Source organism: Alkalihalobacterium alkalinitrilicum (assembly GCF_002019605.1).
GTDB classification, from domain to species: domain Bacteria; phylum Bacillota; class Bacilli; order Bacillales; family Bacillaceae_F; genus Alkalihalobacterium; species Alkalihalobacterium alkalinitrilicum.
Genome location: NZ_KV917368.1, coordinates 1795626 through 1818098, shown reverse-complemented (window position 1 = coordinate 1818098; position 22473 = coordinate 1795626). Strand labels below are relative to the sequence as shown.

Below are 22473 nucleotides of genomic sequence, written 5' to 3'. Positions count from 1 at the left end.
GAGTTATTAGGTACCGACCCCCGAAAGTTAGAGTAGAAAATCTAACTCTCGGGGGTGTTTTTATGGCCAAATATAGTGAAGCATTTAAAATAAAGCTTGTTACCGAGTATTTAAATGGAAATCTTGGATATAAGTCACTAGCGAAAAAATATAATATGCCCTCTCAAACACCAATACAAGATTGGGTAAGAGCCTATAAAATAAAAGGGATAGAGGGATTAAAGCGAAGAAAAATGAAAGGTGCCTACTCTGTTCAATTTAAAATGGATACGATACAATTTATGGTAGAGACAGGTGCTTCTTTTCAGGAAACTGCTGAACAATTTCGATTGAATAATCCTTCATTAATTCACCGTTGGATGAAAACATTTAATGAACAAGGGATAGAAGGCCTAAAACCAAGATTAAAGGGGCGATCTTCTATGTCTAAAAACACCAATAAACCAATGAAAAAAGAAGAGAAGAAGTTAACACGCGAAGAAGAACTGGAACGCGAGAATGAATTATTGCGACTAGAAAATGCTTACCTAAAAAAGTTGAAAGCTTTTCGAGAGAATCAGAATGCCTTCCACGAAAAGCACAAGCAAAGGTGGCATTCGAACTCAAAGAAGATGGATTCCGATTAAAAGATATTCTCCTTGTCGTGGGAATTCCAGAAGCAACCTACCACTATCATGTCGGGAACTTTGACAGAGAAGATTCGGACTCAGAATTTAAAAAAATCATTACGGAACTATTTAAAAAGTTTCATGAACGTTATGGTTATAAACGGATCACGAAAGAATTAAAGAAGTTAGGACATTCTATAAACCATAAAAAAGTGTATCGTATAATGCGTGAATTGGGGTTAAAGTGTGTGAAATTTATGAGGAAATCTCGTAAATACAATTCTTATAAGGGGAAGGTTGGAAGAATAGCGAAAAACAGATTATCCCGCCGCTTTAGCACACCTATCCCTCTACAAAAATTAGTAACCGACATTACAGAATTCAAATGTCTAGACGAAGAGAAGTTATATTTAAATCCGATTCTTGACCTTTATAACGGGGAAATTATTGCTTTTGAAATCAAGAAACGTCCCACGTTAGACCTTGTCATGGAGCCTTTAAAAGAAACAATAGAGATAATAAATAATCATGCAACTTATCGCACCACCATCCATTCCGATCAAGGCTGGCATTACCAGCACAGTCAATGGGTGAAGACATTAAAAGAAAATAAAGTATTCCAAAGCATGTCACGTAAAGCAACCTGCGCAGACAATGCTTCGATGGAGAATTTCTTTGGTATTTTAAAGCAAGAAATGTATTATGGGGAAGAATTAGTAAACTATGAAGAATTAAAAAGACGGATTGAAGAATATATCTACTGGTACAACCATGTACGATCAAAAGGAAAATTGGCTGGTTTAAGTCCAGTAGAATACCGAACTCAACCCAGCCAATCAGCTGCATAATAAAAACTCTAACTTTTAGGGGTAACCACCTTATTACTCTACTCTTTATATTAGATTAGGCTTCATATTGAATTCTATCTTTTTTGAGTTGTACAGCTCCTCGTTTATTTCCTTAGTATTTCAATAAATGAAAATATTTTATATGAGAAGAAATATTTTAACAATTTATGTTGAAAGATATTAATTTTAGTGGTATTTTATAATTATATTTTACTTGTGATTTAAAAAATAAATAATAGTTTAAAACACAGAATACATAAATTTATTTTACAGGAAACCAGTTGATATTAATCTAATAAAGGTTTTTCTTACATATCCAATACTCCTAACATCTTTTAAAGCCCTATACTCTATAATTTAACCTACTTCATACCTTTCTAATATCTATTCAATAAGTATTTCTATTAAATCTCGTACTTAACAATCTTATCAATTAAAATTAATATTGACATTTTATTCTTTCTATTCAACCAAAACTTTGTACAAAATTTTTATTTTTAATATTAAACTGTTATATTTGAAACCGTTTTCTTTATGTAGAGAGTTATTCAACTACTAATCTTAAGTAGTTAGACTACCCCAAAGGAGGGTGTTTATGTCAGTTAATAAAAAAGTAGTAAAAGATACGATAGCAGTTCGTAAAGGGGAAGAATTAAACTACGAATTACTAGGGCATTGTCTTAAAAAAGAACTTACATTTTTAAGTAATGAACCATTAGAAGTAGAGCAATTTAGTGCTGGTAGCTCAAATTTAACTTATTTAGTTCGGATAGGTGAATGGGAGGCTGTACTAAGAAGAGCGCCGTTAGGTCCAGTGAATACGAAAGCCCATGATATGTTACGAGAATATAAAGTTTTGAAAGAAATGCACCCTGTTTTTCCCCTAGCTCCAAAACCATACATTTTTATTGAAGATAGCTCAATCATTGGTGCTCCCTTTTACATAATGGAAAGGCGTCATGGAGTCCTTTTGGAAAAAGTTTTACCAGAAGTGCAGGATGGTAATGTGAAACTGTTTAGAGAAGTTTCAGACACGATGGTTGACACACTTGTTTCACTACATGACATAGATTACAAAAAAACAGGGCTTATTAACATGACACGACCAGATGGTTTTTTGGAGCGACAAGTTCATGGCTGGATTGGAAGATACGAAAAGGTGAAAACAGAAGAAATCACTAAAATAGAACAATTAAAAGGCTGGATACTTAGTAACATGCCAATTTCACCACCTGCTACAATAATCCATTATGATTTTCATATAAACAATGTAATGTTTACAAAGGACAATTTAAGTCAGATAGCTGGTGTATTGGATTGGGAGATGAGTACAGTCGGCGACCCATTGACTGATCTTGCCTCTGCATTAGTTATGTGGCATGAAGATTCGGATCCTGAATTTTTCAAGTTTCATAATAATAATAGTCCCATTACAACGAGAAAAGGGTTTATGACTAGAAATGAGTTTATTGAAGCGTATTCGAAAAAAAGTGGTCGAGATGTTTCATATATGCACTACTATATGGTTTTTGCTTATTTCAAACATATAGTAATTGCACAACAATTGTACTATCGTTGGAAAAACGGTCAAACAAACGATGAGAGGTTTTCTAATCTCGATCAATTCGTAAAATTATTGAATGAATGGACATTGGAACAAACACTCGCTAATAATTAATTAATTTATGTAAGTAAAAGTCTAATTACCTATTGATGTAATCTGGTATGATAGAAAATTAACTTTTTTAGGGTAGTAATAAGTTTAATGTAAGCGCTAACAATATAAGCGTTTACATTAGAATTTATTTTATAAAAAAATAGTAGGGGGAGATCGAATGTTCAAAAGAAATTGGTTGTATGCAGCAGTTTTTACAATGTTACTTATTTTTTTAACAGCTTGTGGCGGTGGAGGGAGTGAACCGACTAGTAATCAGGATGGTGATGGAAATTCCGAAACTGAAAATAACGATTCAGAAGAAACTATTAACCTTGTAGCAGCAACAGGTGTAAGTCCACAACATGGGTGGGTTTCTGGATTTTTTGTACCATGGATGGAAAAAGTCACTGAGGAAACGAATGGTAGAGTTCAATTTGAACAATTTCACTCAGGTGAATTAGTTGAAATTACAAAAGAATATGATTCAATGAACCAGGGGATTGCTGATGTAACATTATTTCCACCTATTTATGATCCACAAAGATTTCCAATGTCGGAAATTACAATGTTACCTTTAACTCATTCTGATACGTATATTGCTTCTAAAGCGTATGAAATGTTATTAAATAGTGATGTTCCTCTATTGGATGGTAAAACATTTACAGAGTTAGAATATGGAGATATGGGACTTGTTGTTATGGGAATGCCAACAACGATGGAATACTCTATATCTACGACTGGTAAAGAGTTCAATTCAGTAGATGATATTATTGGTGCAACTTTGAGAACTTCATCACGTATTCATGAAATGTATGCTCAACGCATTGGTGCTAATACAATTACAATGCCTGCAATGGATATGTTTGATGCGATGAGCAGAGGCGCTTTTGAAGGAAGCTTTTATAGTATCGCAGACTGGTCTGGTTACGGCTTCCAAGACTTATTCATGTATACATTTACAGGCGTTAATTTCGGTCATTTCAATTCCCTCATTGCGATGACTCAGGATAAGTGGGAAAGCTTACCAGAAGATGTAAGAGAGATAATGGTAAATGCTGCTTCGGAATTATTAACTCAAGGAGCAGACGTATGGGTAAACAGGTCTGAAGAAATGATTGATTATTCTTTAGAGAATGGTGGAAAATTTGTTACATCAATAGAGGAATTAGATCCAGAAGTTCAAGAGCACTTTTTGAGCGGTATTGAAGAAACTTGGTACGATTACATTGACTTACTTGATGATAGGGGAATGCCAGGTAAAGAAGTAGTTAAATTATGGAGAGATTTAATCATAGAAGCAGGAGGTAGTGTACCAGAAGGGGTTATGAATTTAGAATAGTTCTATTAAAGGGCTGACTCTAATGCAATGTGTCTTGCATTTAAACGTTATAGATGCAAATTATGTAAAATGCATTAATGTCGTTGAATATATACAGGCATAGTCTCTAGAGTCAGCTCTTCCAATTAAATGGTTTTTAACAGAGGTATAAGCTGTTAAGGGGGAATAGTATGCCAGATATTTTACTCGTAGCAATTGTGTTAATTTTATTTTTTTTACTACTATTAGCAGGATTGTACATCCACTCTATATTATTAGCTGTCGGAGTTATTGGATTATTATTAATTGAAAGAGGAAACATAATACCAGGTTTAGTAGGTTCCGACCCTTTTAACCAAGCAACCAATTATACATTAACGACCATCCCGTTGTTTGTTTTAATGGCACAATTTATACTTAATGCTGGAATTGTAAAAGATTTGTTTACCATCGTTTATAATATCTCACGAGGAAAAAAAGGATTACTAGGAGCACTAACGATCATCATTGGTGGATTTTTAGGGGCGGTTTCAGGGTCTGGTACAGCAACGGCGGCATCCTTAGGTCAAGTAGCAGTACCTGAATTAAGAAATCATGGATATAAAAGTGAATTAGCAGGAGCAATTGCAGCTGCTGGAGGATCTTTGTCTGGTATTATTCCTCCAAGTCTTATCTTAATCTTGTTTGGAGTCATTTCTGAAACTCCAGTTGGTACATTATTTATTGGGGCCATTATTCCAGGGATCTTAATCATGTTTGTTTATATTATTTGTATGTTTATTTTGTTAGCTCGTACAGACTCAAAACAAGAAAAGGGAACCGTAGCTAGTTTTAAACCAATTAAAACTTCAAGAATAATCGTTGTATTCCTTGTCGGTTTTTTTATTTCTTTTATTATTTTTGGTGGTATTTATGCAGGGTTCGTTACGCCTACTGAGGCAGGAGCCGTAGGAGCATTTGCTGCATTTATTGCTGCACTCATTTTAGGGAGAGTTAATAAAGACTTTATTTATAAGTCATTTTCAGAAACATTAAAAATAACAGGTATGGTTATTATTATACTAATCGGGGCAAAAATTTTCAGTCGGTTTGTTTCAGTATCATTACTACCGCGGAAACTAGTTGAAAGTATTGGAACTTTACTAGAATATCCCGTTATCGTTTTAATCATTCTTACATTTGTCTTCTTTATCCTTTTCATGTTTATTGAAGGTGGAGCTGTTATTTTAATGACTTTACCAGTCGTATTACCGATTGTGGAAATGATGAATGTCGACATTCTTTGGTTCGGAGTTTTTATTTCTGTCATTTGTACATTAGGTTTAATAACACCGCCAGTTGGGTTAAGTGTTTACGCTGTTTCAGGGGTTAGTAAAATACCATTAGAAGGCATATTTAAATATTCAACCATATTTGCAGTAGTTGTAGCAATCGTTGTATGTGGTTTATTAATAATTTTCCCGAGTTTAATTACGTGGTTACCGAGTACAATGTAAGGAAAATAGTACAAAATAAGGTGGTGGATATATGCCTGATATATTTTTAAAATGTTATAAAGTTTTAAATACAGTTAAGATCATTGGATTATGGATAAGTGGAATTAGCTTATTTTTAATGATGCTGTTCATCGTTGGAGATGTTGTTAGTCGAAACTTTCTGTCAAGGTCAATACCAGGAGGATACGAATTTGTTAGGAATTATTTTATGCCATTAACACTGTTCCCTGCGTTAGCGTTTGCATATGGTACTGGAATTTTTCCTAGAATTACAATGGTTGTTACAAAGTTTCGTATGTTTAAGCAAAGAATGATAGTTATCCTATTATTAATTCTAGAAGGCATACTCTTTTTCCTCATCACATACTACGGCCTTCTCTATGCAATAGAAAGTTCAATTCAAGGAATTGCATTTCCAGCAGGAGGTAACTTATACCCTATTTACCCATTAATATTTTTAGTACCTATTTGTTTTGGGTTAATAATAATTGAAATCGTGTTCTTAATCATTAAGAATATTATGAACGAAGAAGCAAGTTTATCCATTTTAGAGGAGCCGAATGAGCTTGTATAAGAAAACTAAATTATAGAACTTGTATTATGTTAGGCCCCGCTCAACATTAACAGTGCTTAAAAAACGATTCTGCATAAGGTCAGAATCGTTTTTTTTTTTATTTTTTAAGTTAGAGTCTAGAATCTTGGAGCCATCGTGAATTCATAAAGCGAATATTTCATTATGTAAACTTTTTTACAAGTGCAACTTTACATATGTATAGAAAAAATAACAATGGCTACTTGTTTTTTAAAGTTGTATAACAGAATACTGTTATGGCATAAATATTGCAAAAATAGTAAGTAAGGATTTGAAAAGTATCCAATCTATTTTGACTACTTATTATTAATGAGTATTAGAAATATAGTTAAATAATTTGCACCTAAAATTGTATTAAATCTTTCATTATTTTTTGAGACCTTTTAATTAAAACTATTAGATGGAGGTGTTTATTTTGAGTTGGATCGTGCATAAAGCACTAACAAAGGCAGTAGAAAAGTTTCCTGAAAAACCATTTTTAATTATGGATAATGAACAAAGTATTACATTCCGTAAGCTCGATGAGATTTCTGATTATTTAGCATCGGCTCTATTAGAGGAAGGATTTAATAAAGGAGATTATCTTGGTATCTTGGCTTTAAATCAAGTGGAGTGGCTTTATACGTATTTTGCTACTGCTAAAATAGGTGTTGGATTAGTAGCCTTAGATGTAAGATGCGAAAAACTGGAATTAGAATATATGTTGAAATCTTCAAAAGTAAAAGGTCTTATATGTAATTCGACTTCACAAGATTTTGATTTTGCAAGTTTTATTAATAATAATAAGACAATGTTTAATATAAAAAAGTATATATTCATCGGAGAAGGGTTTGATGACAGTTTATCATTTGAGGAGCTCATTTATAGAGAGCCAAATAGGAAACGAATTGAGGAAGCCAAAGAGCTAATTCGAGAAGATGATACGGTTGCAGTAATTTATACTTCAGGTACAATGGGATGGCCAAAGGGAACTATGCTAACTAACAAAAGTATTTTAACGTCTGCCAAAGCGTTAGTTGAACATTTATCCTTAGATGAATGCGACAGTATAACAGGAAGTATACCTCTAAGTCATTACGGAGGATTGACCTGTACGGTACATGCTGCTCTATTAAGCTATGGAAAAGTGATTTTAATTCCAAACCCCCTACCAGAATCGGTGCTAGAGGTTATCCATAAATATAAACCGACTGTACTCAATGAGATGCCAGCAAATTATACCAAGATATGTAATTACAAAGGTACTAAGAAATATGATGTAAGTTCTGTAAAAATTTGCATTGTTGGAGGATCTAACGTTGATACTGGTATTTGTCAGGGAATTATTAATCTATTTACGGAAGCTTCATTAGTAAACTTATATGGATTGACCGAAACCTCAGGTGCGTGCTTGCTTACAAAGTTATCAGATCCTGTTGAAAAGGCTCAAAAAAGTATCGGTGTTCCTATTGGTGATTTTCAAGCAAAAATTGTAGACAGTGAAAAAAATGAACTTTCTGTAGGACTAGTGGGTGAGATAGTAATAAAAGGAAATTGTATAGCGAAAGGTTATCTTGAATTAAAAGAAGGGACACAAAATACTTTCAATTTAGGCAACTGGCTGTTCACTGGGGATTTAGGTTATATGGATCATGAAGGATACATTTATTACAAAGGTCAAAAAGCTGAGGTGTTTAGGAAAGGGGAATGCAATATATATCCAGTTGAAGTTGAAAAGGTGATTTCTTCTCATCACAAAGTATCTGCTGTTGCAGGAATTGGAGGTACTGATTTGTTTTTTGGAGCAGTAGACAAATATTTTATTATTCCTAAAGAGGGGGTGTCAGTCAAGGAAGATGAACTTAAAGATTATTGTAGAAAACATTTAGCTGATTTTAAAGTGCCGAAAGAAATTGTTTTTGTTGAACAATTGCCACTGACATTGTCCGGAAAAGTACAAAAGTTTATCTTAAAAAAATGAACATTTAAAAATATAAGCTATTGAAAAGAGGATTACTGTATACGAGTCAAAAAATGTTGGTTTGCTAGTTTATCCATATAATTAAGCTCTTACATCGACTAGCAAACCAACATAACTAAAAATTATGTTGAGGTAAAAGTAAAGTTTAGTTCTTCTTTAATATTATATTTTTTTATTTTTTGATAAAGCGTTGTCCGACTCACTCCTAAGATTTCAGCAGCTTTGGTTCGATTACCATGCGTCTTCATGAGTGCTTGCAGAATAACTTGTTTTTCCGTTTTATTTATAGACTGTTTACGGTCGATATTAAGATTTTTTTCTGTTTCAAAGGGAGTAGGACTAATCGTGATTTTATCGTCTAGTACGTTAATTTCTTTAGGTAAGTGTTCAAGTTCAATCCAAGAAGATTTGCTAAAATGAAAAGCTCTTTCTAAGACATTTTCTAGTTGCCTAATATTACCTGGCCATTGATACTGTTGAAAATGTTGGATTACAGATGGAGAAACTCCTACAATATTTTTGTTTGTTTTCAAATTAATCTTTTTTATGAAATGTTTACAAAGAATTGGAATATCATCTAGACGATCTCGTAGTGGAGGGATATTTAAGTGAATAACATGGATGCGGTAGTATAAATCTTCTCTGAATTTACCTTCTTTCACTAGTTCTGCTAAATCTTTGTTAGTAGCTGATATTACTCGAACGTCAACTTTTGTAGTTTTAGTCGCACCTACTCTTTCAAACTCTTGTTCTTGCAATACCCTTAAAAGCTTTACTTGTAAAGCTAAAGGCATGTCGCCAATTTCGTCCAGAAAAAGTGTTCCTTTATTCGCTAATTCAAATTTACCAAGTTTTCCTCCTTTTTTTGCTCCAGTAAATGCACCTTCTTCATAGCCAAAAAACTCTGATTCTAACAACTCTTCAGGAATGGCAGCACAATTTACTTTAATAAAAGCACCTTTTCTTTCGGATACAGTATGTATGCCAGCAGCTATTAGTTCCTTACCAGTACCACTTTCACCTGTGATTAATATAGTTGAAGGGGATTTGGCAGCAATAGTTGCCTCCTGCTTAAATTTTTCCATTTGGTCATTAATAGAAATAACGTGAGCAAAAGGGTCTGTATCATTGGAAATTCGAATTAATTCTCCTCGGTAATACGAAATTTCACTTTCTAAATGTTCCATATGATGAAAAATATCTTTCCATGCTTCAAGTTGGTGGAAGATAATCTTAAATATTGCCCCTAGTTTTTGCCCATTTTGATAGATTGGCATTTGAGCTACAATACATTTCTTATTATTAACCTCGATGAGTTCTCCTTCAATTTTTTTATTCATTTTTAAACTCAGGTGCGAAGGGATTTGTGGTGCAATTTTTGTAATAGGTAGTCCGATCACATCATGTTGATTTTTTAAGTTAAAGAGTTCAATAAATCCATGGTTGGTCATAGTGATTTGGCCGTCATTGTCTGTTACTATGACACCGTCGTATGCTAGTTCAAGTGCACTATCTAATATCTTTTTTAAATTATTTGTTGTTTCTAATTCATTTGCAATACTTTCATATGAAGTAACATCACGTAAAACAACCATTGCTCCAGATACTTTGTTTTGTTCACGGATGGGAATGAAAGAAGCTAAAACAGTTAATTCTTTAAAAGTAAATCTTTTAATATCTTGAATTTCTCCAGTTTTTAAAGTTTCTAGTAGCCATCTTCTAAAAGAAGGAAGAAAATGATCTATTGGAGCACCCATTAGACTTTTTTCTTTTAACTGAAGAAGCTCAATTGCAGTATGGTTATAGGTAGTTATATTGAGACTAGGATCTACAAGAATAACAGCATCTTGCAAGTTTTCGATAAGAGCAGTCATACGGCTTAGTGCATTTTCTAATGCTGCCATATTAGAAGTGACTAGATCTGACTTAGACATTATTCCAAAAACTTCTTCATTATGATCCAGTACAACAGCTTGACTTACATTTCCCTCCATCATTATTTCTCTTGCGTCGATTAAATGTTGGTCTTTATGAATGGTAATCACTTTTTCTTTAATAAACGGTTTAATAGGATCATCTAGTGAATAGTTTTGTAGCAAGGCCCGATGAATAGAATTTTTATGGACAATACCTAACAACTTGTTATTCCTTGTAATGCATCCAAAGTCTACTCGATAGTTTAGAAATGCTGATATGGTTTCGCGTATTGTACTTTCAGGAGATAAATTAACATAATCGATAGTGGTGAAGTTTCTTACTTTCAATAGAAAACACCTCACTAATATTTTTGGAAAATTTTATATATTTAAAATTATAGCAACATTCACACTCTATTACAATGCGACTATTGTTTATTTCTATGAACACTTGTTAAATTATGTTAACAACTTTACACTTGTGTTCTTTTTATTAACTGAGTGAGGCAAAGAAAATGGTCATTCTAAAGCAAAAAAACTTTGGCACAAATATTGCAATTCAAAGAGTGACGCCAAATTATTAGAAAAGTTAGAGGTGAGGTCATGGATTTTAAAACAGTGTTATATGAAGTAAATGACTATGTTGCGAAAATCACACTAAATCTACCAGAGATTAGAAATCCATTAACAGAGAAATCTGCAAATGAATTACTTCAAGCGATTACAAATGCTGATCGTGATCCTAATGTCAGGGCAATCGTGATTACAGGAGCGGGAAAGGCATTTTCTGCGGGTGGAAACTTAAATGAATTTAAAAAGAACCTTGAGAAAACCGCTCCTGAACTTCACTTTGAAGGGCGAGCAAGTACAGAATTGTTTAAAGTTGGTGCAAAAGTTCAAACGCCTTTAATTGCAGCTGTTAATGGGCCTGCATTAGGTGGAGGAACTGGTTTGGTTGCGATGTGCCATATTGCGATAGCCTCTAGTGAAGCAAAGTTAGGTTTAACTGAACTCAGGCTTGGACTTGTACCGTTTGTTATTATGCCATGGGTACGTAGGGCGGTAGGAGATCGAAAAATGTTAGAGTTGATGCTCACTGCTGAGATTATTACCGCTGAACAAGCAAAGGAATTTAATTTAGTTCATCGTGTCGTTCCACCTGAAGAACTTGAAGCTGAAGCGATGAAGGTGGCAAAAACAGTGGCATCATTTAGCCCGTTAGCAGTTCAGTTAGGTTTAGATGCTTTCTATAATACTGAGCAAATGGATTTATTGAAATCGTTTGACTATTTATCAACACTGAGACTTGTTTCATTTATGAGTGAAGATTTACGAGAAGGAGCTTCAGCTTTCTTAGAAAAGAGAACGCCAAATTGGAAAGGGCAATAAAAAATTATTTAGGAGTGATATATATGGTAGAAGTTCAAGCTTCAATGAGTGGGAATGTATGGAAAGTAGAAGTAAAAGAAAATGATGTAGTTAAAGCTGGAGATATTCTTGTGATCTTAGAGTCTATGAAAATGGAAATTCCAATTGAAGCTACCCATGATGGAGTTATTGCTTCGCTTCATACCGCGGAAGGAGAGTTCGTTCAAGAGGGAGATGTTATTGTAAAGATTAATAATGATTAAGGGTGAAAGGGGAGGCGATGATATGAAAACAGTTCGTATTGGAGCTGCACAAGGGTTCTATGGGGATACGATTGAACCTGCAGTAGCAACAGCGGAAAAAGGAAATGTTCAATATATATGCTTCGACGCTTTAGCCGAATTGACTATGGCGATATTAGTAAAAGACAAACGTAAAAATGAAAATGCAGGATATACAAAAGATATTTCAACGCAAATGAAAGCATTACTGCCTTACGTAAAGGAAAAAGGAATTAAATTATTAACAAATGCAGGCGGGATAAACCCGATCGGTGCTCAACAAGAGGTTCTAAAAGTAGCAAGAGAGCTAGGATTTACAGGCTTAAAAGTGGCGGTTGTAACAGGAGATAATGTGATTGATCGAATTGATGAATTTCAAGAAAATGGTGTTTCATTAGATCATTTAGAAACAGGAGCAGCCATTGATACGGTCAAAGAAAGGCTTGAGTTCGCGAACGCTTACATAGGAGCCCAACCGATTGTTGAAGCGTTAAGAGCAGGAGCAGATATTGTTATTACGGGAAGAACGACAGATACTGCCCAATTTTTAGCACCACTCATTTATGAATTTGATTGGAGTGAAGAAGAGTGGGATAAATTAGCTAGTGGTGTTTTTATGGGCCATTTATTAGAATGCTCAGCCCAATCTACGGGAGGTAATTTCAGCGGAAAATGGTGGGACATTGAAGGATTTGATCAAATTGGTTATCCGATTGCTGAGGTCTCGGAAACTGGAGAATTTATCGTTAGCAAAGTCGAAGAACGTGGTGGTTTAGTTACTGTTGATACGGTGAAAGAACAAATGTTATATGAAATCCATGATCCATCGGCTTATTTTACGCCAGATGTAGTGGTTGATTTAACGAACGTAAAACTTGAAAATATTGCTCCTAATCAAGTGAAAGTAACGGGTACGAAAGGAAAACCGAAACCAGAGACATTAAAAGTCGTAATGGGATATGAAAATGGGTATCTAGGTCAAGTGATGGTTGGTTTTTCTTGGCCAGATGCGATGTTAAAGGCAAAGAAAGTCGATGAAATTATTCGAAAACAACTCGAGAAAATGGAGTTGAATTACGATGAAGTACGAACCGATTTCATAGGGCATAATTCGTTACATGGTCCATTAGCTCATGAAAATGATTCTGATTTGAATGAAATTTATTTAAGAATGGCGGTCCGTGCGAAAACAAAGCAAGAAGCTGCAAAATTCAGTAGATTGTTTCCACCTTTAGCTTTAAATGGACCACCGACGATGAGTGGATTTACGGGCAATTCTGCACCACGTGCCTTAATAGGAATGTGGTCCACATTAATTGATCGTAATCAAATCGAAAAAGCAATAAAAGTTGAAGTTGAGGAGGTGTAGTTCATGGCACGTATCAAATTAAGAGAAGTTGCACAAGCAAGGTCAGGTGATAAAGGAAATACAGTGAATATTGGTCTTTTTGCACCAAATCAAGCAATTTATGAAGTCTTTCTATCTGAGGTGACTCCTGAGAGAGTTAAAGACCATTTTACTGGATTAGTAGATGGAGAGGTTGTTCGATATGAATTACCAAACATTTATGGAATGAATTTTGTTTGTAAAGAAGCACTTAATGGCGGTGGCTCAACTTCAATACGGGTCGATAATCTTGGGAAGTGCTTCGGAGCCAACCTTCTTCGTATGGAAATTGAATTAGATGATCATTTACTAAATGAAGAAAATTGAAGAGGTGAAGAATGATGCCATATGAACCATATTTTACAGAAGAACATGACCAATTAAGAAAAACGATTAGAAAATTTGTAGAAAAAGAAATTTCTCCATATATAGAAGAATGGGAAGAAGCTGGCGAATTTCCAAGAGAGTTATTCACGAAAATGGGAGATCTTGGTTTTCTAGGATTACATTACCCTGAGGAAGTTGGTGGTCAGGGCGGTGATTACTTTACTTCAATTATATTAGCAGAAGAAATGAATAAATGTGGATGCGGAGGTGTTCCCATGGCGATTGCTGTCCAAACGGACATGGCAACACCACCTATCTATAAATTTGGTACAAAAGATCAACATGAGCGTTTTTTAAAACCAGCTTTAAAAGGAGAAAAGATTGCTGCGATTGGTATTACGGAGCCAGATCACGGTTCAGATGTTCAAGGAATACGAACGAGGGCAAGACGTGAAGGCGATGAATGGGTAATTAATGGAACGAAAACATTTATTACAAATGGGACGAGAACGGATTTTGTAACACTAGTAACAAGAACCTCGGATGAACCTGGTTATAAAGGTATTAGTCTTTTTCTAGTAGAAACGGATCGTGAAGGTTTTTCTGTAAGTAAAAAGCTAGATAAAGTAGGGATGAGATCATCTGATACGGCTGAACTCATCTTTGATAATGTAAGAGTTCCTCATCAAAATCTACTAGGAGAAGAAGGAAAAGGCTTTTATCAAATTATGTGGCAACTTCAGGGTGAACGGATGGTTGGGGCATCAGGAGCCATTGGTGCAGCAGATTATGCGTATGAACTAGCACTTAATTATGCGAAAGAAAGAAAAGCGTTTGGCCAACCAATCGGTAATTTTCAAGTTATTGCTCATTTATTAGCCGAAATGAAAACAGAAATTGAAGTGTGTCGTGAACTAACCTATGCAACCGCTTACAGATTTTCAAAAGGTGAAGTTCCTGCTAAGGAAATTTCAATGACAAAACTAGCTGCTGTCAAAATGTCCCATTGGGTAACGGATCGCGCACTACAAATCATGGGTGGTAACGGATATATGGCGGAGTACCCAATTGAACGGATGTGGCGTGATAGTCGTCTCCCTCGTATCGGTGGCGGAGCTGATGAGATTATGAAGGAAATTATTTCTAAGCAAATTGGATTGTAGTTTAAGGTCGTTAAAGGGAGGAAGTAAACATGTCTCATTGGATATTTAAAGAAGAACACGAAATGTTTAGAAAATCTGTAAAAAAATTTATTGAAAAAGAAATTAAGCCCAACGTTGAACAATGGGAAAAAGACGGTGAGGTTCCAAGAAGTTTATATAAACGAATGGGAGAGTTAGGCTACTTAGGTATTAAATTTCCAGAAGAATATGGTGGTGGAGGGTTAGACTTAATTACTGAAGCTGTACTTATTGAAGAATTAGCTAAATGTGGTGCAGGAGGCGTTGGTGCTGCATTAGGCTCGCATACAGGCATTGCGATGACAAACATATGGAAATTTGGAAATGACGAGCAAAAACGGAAATACCTTGTTCCAGGTATCAAAGGTGAATTAATTTCTGCTCTTGCAATTACTGAACCGAGTGGTGGATCAGATGTATCAGCGATTAGAACTACTGCAAAAAAAGAAGGAGACTACTATATTTTAAATGGTTCGAAAACGTTTATTACAAGCGGCGTAAACGCCGATTATGTAGTAGTGGCTGCAAAAACACGAGAAGAACCAGCTCATCATAACGTTAGTCTTTTTATTGTTGAAACTAATTGGGAAGGGTATTCGGTTGGTAAGAAACTGAAGAAATTAGGCTGGCGTTCTTCCGATACAGGCGAGATTTTCTTTGACAATGTGAAAGTACCAAAGGAAAACTTAATTGGAAATGAACATGAAGGTTTCCGTAATATTATGAAAAACTTTCAGTTCGAACGAATTAGCATGGCCTTAGGATGTATCGGTTTAGGTGAACTCGCTCTCGAAGATACCATCAAATATAGTAAAGAAAGAATTCAATTTAAGAAACCACTTTCAGAATTCCAAGTGTTACGTCATAAGATGGTCGATATGGCTGTCGATTTAGAAAAAGCAAGAAATATTACGTACAGAGCCATTTACTTATACAACAAAGGAGAAGACATTGTGACGGAAGCAACTATGGCGAAAGCGTATGCGGCTGAAATGATTCGTAGAGTTACAGACCAAGCTGTACAAATTCATGGTGGAAATGGATATATGATGGAATATCCAGTCCAACGTTATTGGAGAGATGCCAGAATTCAATCGATCGGTGGAGGAACTACGCAAATTATGAATGAGATTTTAACCAAGCGATTAGGAATTCTCTCATAAACCCGCTAGAAATCGTTTCGTTTATAAAAAACATTTACAAAGGGATGGTGTTGGATTTGGAACGTGAAAGAAAAGTACTTGCAGAAAAGGAACGAATTGAAAAAGGTGGACCCGATCATGAAAAAATAAAAAAACTTGGCAAATTATTTGTTCGCGATCGTTTAAAACTTTACTTTGATAATGAACAACCTTTTTATGAAACAGGACTTTTTGCCAATAATTTAAATGAGCGTTTACCTGCAGATGGTGTAGTAGCAGGTACAGGAAAAATTGACGATCGTATTACGTATTTTATCGCTAGTGATTATACAGTAAAAGCTGGTTCAATGGGTAACTATCATAGTGAGAAAATATTACGAATTCAGGAAGCTGCCATTCGTGGAAAGCGTCCAATTGTCTATTTAATCGATTCTTCAGGTGGACGTATTGACGAAGCAGGTGGTTATCATGTAGAAAAATATTCTGGTGGGAAAATATTCTATAATCATAGTGTTCTTTCAGGTCGTGTCCCACAAATTGCTGTTTTATACGGTCCGTGTTTTGCAGGAACAGCTTATATGCCAGTCTTCTCTGATTTTGTCGTAATGGTGGATAAAATTTCTGGGATGGCAATTGCTTCACCGCGAATGGTACAGATGGCGACGGGACAAAAGGTTGATGTTGAAGAACTTGGTGGGGCAACCATGCATACAAGCAAAAGTGGATCAGCAGATTTCATTGCTAAAGATGAAGAAGAAGCAGCTAGCATTGTTAAAAAGCTATTAACTTATCTACCAGATAACTTTGAAGAAAAATTACCAGAATTTCCAGCAAGAGAGCCGAGTCGCGATCCACAAGAAATCGATAACATTATCCCGATGGAGCCGAATCGAGCTTATGATGTACGCAAACTGATTGAAGCGGTTGTTGACGGTGATAGTTTTCTAGAAATTAAAGCAAATTTTGCAAAAGAATTAGTGACGGGTTTTGCAAGATTAAATGGTAAAACTGTTGGGATTGTAGCGAATCAACCGATGCATAAAGGCGGCGCAATTTTCCCTGAGTCTGCGGATAAAGGAGCAAAATTTGTCTGGACGTGTGATGCGTACAACATTCCACTATTATACTTGTGTGATACACCAGGGTTTATGGTAGGGACGAAGGTCGAACAAGAAGGAATCCTTAGAAAAGGACGTAACTTCATTTATGCTAGTTCGTGCGCAAACGTTCCAAAAATGTGTGTTATCGTAAGAAAAGCATACGGTGCAGGTATTTATGCTATGGCAGGTCCTGCTTATGAGCCAGATTCGACAATTGCTCTTCCTTCAGCTGAAATTGCAATTATGGGTCCAGAAGCGGCAATTAACGCTGTTTATTACAATAAAATTAAAGCAGTTGAAGATCCGAAAGAACGCGAAGTACTAGTGAAAAAATTACGGGATGAATATCGTGCAGGATATGATACGTTCAAACTTGCTGGAGAGCTAGTAGTAGATGACCTCATCGTCCCTAGTGAACTAAGAAAAGAGTTAATTAGCAGATATGAAACGTTTGAAAATAAAGAATTTCCGCTACCATCAAGAAAGCATTCTACGATTCTTAGCTAATGTAAAGTATGTCTAACACTTTTTATTAATAGGGGGATTGGTGTAATGGTAAAAGGAATTGGAAATTGGCTCACTAAATATAGTGAGCTTGATCCTGAAAATCTTGCGCTCATTTATAAAGAAAAACGATATACGTATAAACATCTAAATGAGCGTGTTAATCAGCTAGCGCATGCATTTGTTTCATTAGGGATTAGAAAAGGAGATCGTGTTAATGCTTTATTATTAAATACAAACGAATCTATCGAGTCCATGTTTGCATGTGCAAAAATAGGAGCCATTTTTGTTCCGATCAATTTCCGATTAAGTGTTGAAGAGGTACATTATATTGTAAACGATTCTGGTGCAAATCTTTTTATCTATGATGAACGTTTGAAACCAGTTGTGGATGAGCTAAGGTTAATAAAAACTAGATTATTAGATTATATTCAAGTTGGAACTACGCCACATGAAGATGATCTTAAATACGAAGAGTTAATCGCGGCAGCTTCCAAGGAAGAACCTGCCTACGATATTAGTTTAGATGATGTTCATTTAATGATGTATACTTCTGGAACAACAGGTAGACCCAAAGGCGCTATGTTAAGTCATGGAAATACACAATGGAATGCGATTAACTGCATTACTTTCATGCCGTTTAAAAAATCAGATATCACTTTAACGGTGGCACCCTTATTCCATATAGGAGGGATGAGTGTGTTTACAACACCACTATTTTATAAAGGTGGAACGATCATTTTAGATGATACGTTTGATCCAAGAAGAGTATTGGAAAATATTCAAGAGGAAAAAATTACAAGTCTATTTTTAGTTCCTGCGATGTGGCAAGCTTTAACAACTGTTGAAAACTTTGAACAATTCGATATTTCTTCTTTACAGCTAGCTGTCTCTGGTGGAGCCCCGTGCCCAATAACTGTCATTGAATTTTTCCAATCAAGGGGCATTCCATTTTATGAGGGATTCGGGTTAACGGAAACAGCTCCATTCGTGAGCTTACTTGATGAAAAAAATACTCTGAGAAAAAATGGATCAGTTGGAAAAGCACCTGTACACACAGATGTTAGAATAGTAGACCCTAATGATCGTGATGTACCTGTCGGGAAAGTCGGTGAATTAATCGTTCAAGGTCCGAATATTATGGTTGGTTATTGGAATAAACCAGAGGCAACAAAAGAAGCGATTAAGGACGGATGGTTCTATACAGGAGATTTAGCCAAATTCGATGAAGAAGGCTTTATATATATCGTCGATCGAAAAAAAGATATGATTATTACTGGCGGCGAAAATGTTTACCCGATTGAAGTAGAGCAAGTTCTTTACCGTCATCCAAATATCCGTGAAGTTGCTATTGTCGGTTACCCAGATGAAAAGTGGGGCGAATCCATTAAAGCAGTCGTCTCATTAAATGATCCAACGCAGTCGTTAACGTTAGAGGAAATTGAAAAATTTTTATCAGGAAAAATTGCGCGATATAAGATGCCTAAGCAACTAGTGATTTTAGATCAACTCCCACGAAATGCAACAGGAAAAATATTAAAAGTAGTTTTACGGAAAGAAGCGTAAAGCTTTTAGTTTTAATATTTTTAGAGGGTCAGAGTTAACAAACGAAATGTTTATCGATGAAATGAAAAAGCATTTAGGGGGATTGAAAAAAATGCAAAGTATTGTAAACCGAGTAGCTATAGGCGATATTCTACGGCGAAATGCATTAAGATTTCCAGATAAAGAAGCAGTAATTGATGGCGAAACGACGATTTCCTACGAGGAACTTGATCAACTATCTAATCAATTTGCCAACTATTTACTAAGCTCTGGTTTGAAAAAAGGAGATAAGATCTTAACGATATGCGGAAATTCTTGGGAATACATTGTTATCTTTAATGGGATTGCTAAAGCTGGACTTATTTGGGTTCCGATTAATCCAGGGATATCAATTAAGGAAAAACTTTATATTATCGATCAGGTAGAAGCAAAGCTAATTATTGGTGATGCTGCATTAATTCAAAGTGACATTGAAGATATAAACAGCCGCTGTCAAAATATAATAGCAGTACGAGGGAATCTAGGAGATACTAATACATTTTTAGTATCCATTGAAGACCATTCTCCTGTTGAGCCAGTAGTAGAAATACAAGATCGTGATGTAGCCCAAATTATGTTTACAAGTGGGACGACTGGAAATCCAAAAGGGGTCATGACGAGCCACTTAGCCGTTTATATTGCTAGCTTAAGTAATATTATTGAGTGTAACTTCCAAGAAGACGAAAGAATTTTAGCTATGATGCCTTTGTTCCATTGTGCCCAACATACATTTACGATGTCATGTCTACATCGTGGAGCAACTACAGTTGTTATAAGTGGATTTGAACCAGAGAAACTCATGAAGACAATTAACGATTACAAAATAACGAACATGTTTGGTCTACCTATGATGTACCGAATGATGTTAGATCATCCTAACAGGTCAAAATATGATCTTAGCTCTTTAAGGAGATGTACGTATGCAATGGCTCCAATGGATAAACAATCGTTAGAGCGCTGCATTTCAGAAATTTGCCCACAATTTGCACTAGGAACGGGGCAAACAGAAATGTATCCATCAACCATGGTGTTTAGACCTGAAGAGCAACTACAACGTTTCGGTTCATATTGGGGAACTTCTTGTATTTTAAATGATACCGCGATTATGGATGATGATGGAAATCTCTTACCAAAAGGTGAAATTGGCGAAATAGTTCACCGTGGTCCAAACGTTATGAATGGTTATTATAAAAATGAGGAAGAAACAGAAAAGAGTCGAGCGTTCGGATGGCATCATACTGGTGACCTTGGTTATTGGGATGAAGATGGTCAACTTGTTTTCGTCGATCGTAAAAAGGATATTATTAAAACAGGCGGTGAAAATGTTGCCTCTATTAAAGTTGAAGGTGCATTGTTAACACATAAAACTATCTTAAATGCAGTTGCCGTAGGGTTACCTCATGAACATTGGTCAGAGGCGGTTACCGCATTTGTTGTTCTAAAACAGAATACAGAAGCAACAGAAGAGGAAATTATTGAACATTGTAAATCCCAACTTGGAGGGTTCCAAGTTCCTAAATCCGTTATTTTCCTCGAACAGTTACCGATGACAGCAACAGGAAAAATTCAAAAACATGTATTACGACAACAATATCAAAACCATTATCAAGTCACTAACTAATATTTTGTAAGCGTTAACATCAAGTGGTTAACATCTTTTTAAAATAGAACCATTTGCTATAAAAGCATTAAACACACCTTAAGCAAATGGTTCTTCTTTATAGACCAAATAAGGGATTATTTCTATTAAAAATGAGCGACCGCTCGACTAGAGGAGTGAATAGAATGTTTAATAAAATTTTAATTGCCAATCGTGGGGAAATTGCTGTTCGTATTATTCGCACTTGTAAAGCATTAGGGGTTAAAACAGTTGCCATCTATTCTCAAGCTGATGATAGTGCACCACATGTACAGTTGGCAGATGAAGCCTACCTTGTTGGCGGACCTCGAGTTAACGAAAGTTATTTAAATATCGACCGAATTTTAGAGGTAGCAGATGATACTAGTGTGGATGCCATTCATCCTGGCTACGGACTTTTATCTGAGAACGCTACTTTTGCAAATCGCTGTGAAGAATTAGGAATTGTTTTTATTGGACCATCAGCGGATGTTATTTCGAATATGGGAAGTAAAATCGAAGCGAGAAAAACAATGGAAAAGGCAGGAGTACCAGTTGTTCCAGGCATTACTCACCCGCTTGCAGATGCAAATGAAGCAGAGGTTATTGCCAATAACATGGGTTACCCCGTTATGCTAAAGGCCTCAGCAGGAGGCGGTGGTATTGGGATGCAAATCGTGAAAAGTGCTGAAGAATTACACAAAGCATTTGCAGGTAATCAAAAAAGGGCCACTGATTTTTTTGGGGATGGAGCGATGTATGTAGAAAAGTATATTGAAAACCCAAGACATATCGAAATTCAAATTTTAGCAGACCAAGAAGGAAATACACTTTATTTATGGGAGCGTGAATGTTCGATTCAACGGCGCCATCAGAAGGTCGTCGAAGAAGCTCCTTCGCCTTTTTTAGATGATTTAACAAGAAAGAAGATGGGAGAAGCGGCTGTAAGAGCTGCAAAATCAATCGGATATCGAAATGCAGGAACGATTGAATTTCTCGTAGATGAACAGAAAAACTATTATTTTCTTGAAATGAATACAAGATTGCAAGTTGAGCACCCTGTAACGGAAGAAATCACTGGACTTGATTTAGTTGAACAACAAATTAATATAGCAGCAGGTCAGTCATTGACGTTTACACAAGAAGATGTGCAGAAAAATGGACATGCGATTGAAGTACGCATTTATGCTGAAGATCCTAACACTTTTTTTCCTTCACCAGGTCAAATTACTGCTCTCGAACTTCCAGAAGCATCCTATATTCGTCATGAACTGGCAGTGAATAGTCAATCGAAAGTCACCCCTTTTTATGATCCAATGATTGCGAAGTTAATTGTAAAAGGAGAAAATCGGGATCATGCGATTGAAAACCTAACGAATGCCCTCCAACACTACAAAGTAGAAGGCATTAAAACGAATATTCCTATGCTTCAAAAAGTGATTGCCCATCCTGAATTTCATCAAGGAAGAACCACAACGAATTTTGTTGAGAAACATTTACAAGGAAAACCTAATGTTAATAACAGTTAATCTAATATGTTAAACAATTATGAAAATATAAATGGTAAAGGAAGATTAGGAGGATAA

The 22473-nt window shown here is 35.5% G+C and carries 18 protein-coding genes; 17 read left to right on the top strand and 1 reads right to left on the bottom strand.

Going from position 1 to position 22473, the window contains the following annotated elements; genetic code table 11:
* Positions 1-62 precede the first annotated feature (62 nt).
* From BK574_RS08455 to BK574_RS08425, 7 genes are all read left to right on the top strand, one after another.
* A complete protein-coding gene (locus tag BK574_RS08455; RefSeq protein ID WP_075387519.1) occupies positions 63-626 on the top strand; it encodes a helix-turn-helix domain-containing protein in 564 nt (187 codons plus the stop codon).
* Positions 590-1456: an IS3 family transposase gene (locus tag BK574_RS08450; RefSeq protein WP_078427887.1), complete on the top strand. Its 867-nt coding sequence runs from the start codon at positions 590-592 to the stop codon at positions 1454-1456. The genes BK574_RS08455 and BK574_RS08450 overlap by 37 nt, the downstream gene beginning before the upstream one ends.
* A gap of 595 nt (positions 1457-2051) precedes the next feature.
* Entirely contained in the window at positions 2052-3134 is a 1083-nt protein-coding gene (locus tag BK574_RS08445; protein WP_078428300.1) for a phosphotransferase family protein, read from the top strand.
* Between the two features lie 157 nt (positions 3135-3291).
* Positions 3292-4452, top strand: a complete 1161-nt coding sequence (locus BK574_RS08440; RefSeq protein ID WP_078428299.1) for a type 2 periplasmic-binding domain-containing protein — start codon at positions 3292-3294, stop codon at positions 4450-4452.
* Between the two features lie 170 nt (positions 4453-4622).
* Entirely contained in the window at positions 4623-5927 is a 1305-nt protein-coding gene (locus BK574_RS08435; protein ID WP_075387140.1) for a TRAP transporter large permease, read from the top strand.
* Between the two features lie 31 nt (positions 5928-5958).
* The gene (locus BK574_RS08430; RefSeq protein WP_078428298.1) at positions 5959-6501 is read left to right on the top strand and encodes a TRAP transporter small permease; all 543 of its coding nucleotides are present in this window, start codon (positions 5959-5961) and stop codon (positions 6499-6501) included.
* Positions 6502-6934: 433 nt separating this feature from the next.
* Positions 6935-8479, top strand: a complete 1545-nt coding sequence (locus BK574_RS08425) for a class I adenylate-forming enzyme family protein (RefSeq protein WP_158211601.1) — start codon at positions 6935-6937, stop codon at positions 8477-8479.
* A 122-nt stretch (positions 8480-8601) separates the two neighbouring features.
* On the opposite strand, the gene BK574_RS08420 is transcribed toward BK574_RS08425, so the two are convergent.
* Positions 8602-10743 carry a sigma 54-interacting transcriptional regulator gene (locus tag BK574_RS08420; protein ID WP_142247926.1) on the bottom strand — a complete coding sequence of 714 codons (2142 nt, stop codon included), beginning with the start codon at positions 10741-10743 and terminating at the stop codon, positions 8602-8604.
* 255 nt (positions 10744-10998) lie between these two features.
* Here BK574_RS08420 and BK574_RS08415 point away from each other — a divergent pair, with 255 nt between their 5' ends.
* The 10 genes from BK574_RS08415 to BK574_RS08370 all read left to right on the top strand — a co-directional run bounded on the left by BK574_RS08415 (position 10999) and on the right by BK574_RS08370 (position 22416).
* On the top strand, positions 10999-11784 hold the full coding sequence (locus tag BK574_RS08415; protein WP_078428295.1) for an enoyl-CoA hydratase/isomerase family protein: 786 nt from the start codon (positions 10999-11001) through the stop codon (positions 11782-11784).
* A gap of 23 nt (positions 11785-11807) precedes the next feature.
* Positions 11808-12026 carry a biotin/lipoyl-binding carrier protein gene (locus BK574_RS08410; RefSeq protein WP_075387145.1) on the top strand — a complete coding sequence of 73 codons (219 nt, stop codon included), beginning with the start codon at positions 11808-11810 and terminating at the stop codon, positions 12024-12026.
* A 22-nt stretch (positions 12027-12048) separates the two neighbouring features.
* Positions 12049-13413, top strand: coding sequence for an acyclic terpene utilization AtuA family protein (locus BK574_RS08405; protein ID WP_078430808.1), 1365 nt, complete (start codon positions 12049-12051; stop codon positions 13411-13413).
* A gap of 3 nt (positions 13414-13416) precedes the next feature.
* Positions 13417-13758, top strand: a complete 342-nt coding sequence (locus BK574_RS08400) for an AtuA-related protein (RefSeq protein WP_078428294.1) — start codon at positions 13417-13419, stop codon at positions 13756-13758.
* A 14-nt stretch (positions 13759-13772) separates the two neighbouring features.
* Positions 13773-14921: an acyl-CoA dehydrogenase family protein gene (locus tag BK574_RS08395; protein ID WP_078430807.1), complete on the top strand. Its 1149-nt coding sequence runs from the start codon at positions 13773-13775 to the stop codon at positions 14919-14921.
* A 29-nt stretch (positions 14922-14950) separates the two neighbouring features.
* Entirely contained in the window at positions 14951-16102 is a 1152-nt protein-coding gene (locus tag BK574_RS08390; RefSeq protein WP_078428293.1) for an acyl-CoA dehydrogenase family protein, read from the top strand.
* A 44-nt stretch (positions 16103-16146) separates the two neighbouring features.
* Positions 16147-17688 (top strand): acyl-CoA carboxylase subunit beta, encoded by a 1542-nt coding sequence (locus BK574_RS08385; RefSeq protein WP_218970561.1) that lies wholly within the window; start codon positions 16147-16149, stop codon positions 17686-17688.
* Between the two features lie 45 nt (positions 17689-17733).
* Positions 17734-19251 (top strand): o-succinylbenzoate--CoA ligase, encoded by a 1518-nt coding sequence (gene menE, locus BK574_RS08380; protein WP_078428291.1) that lies wholly within the window; start codon positions 17734-17736, stop codon positions 19249-19251.
* 91 nt (positions 19252-19342) lie between these two features.
* Positions 19343-20890, top strand: a complete 1548-nt coding sequence (locus BK574_RS08375) for an AMP-binding protein (protein ID WP_238457987.1) — start codon at positions 19343-19345, stop codon at positions 20888-20890.
* Positions 20891-21054: 164 nt separating this feature from the next.
* Positions 21055-22416: an acetyl-CoA carboxylase biotin carboxylase subunit gene (locus BK574_RS08370; protein WP_078428290.1), complete on the top strand. Its 1362-nt coding sequence runs from the start codon at positions 21055-21057 to the stop codon at positions 22414-22416.
* The last annotated feature ends 57 nt before the right edge of the window (positions 22417-22473 follow it).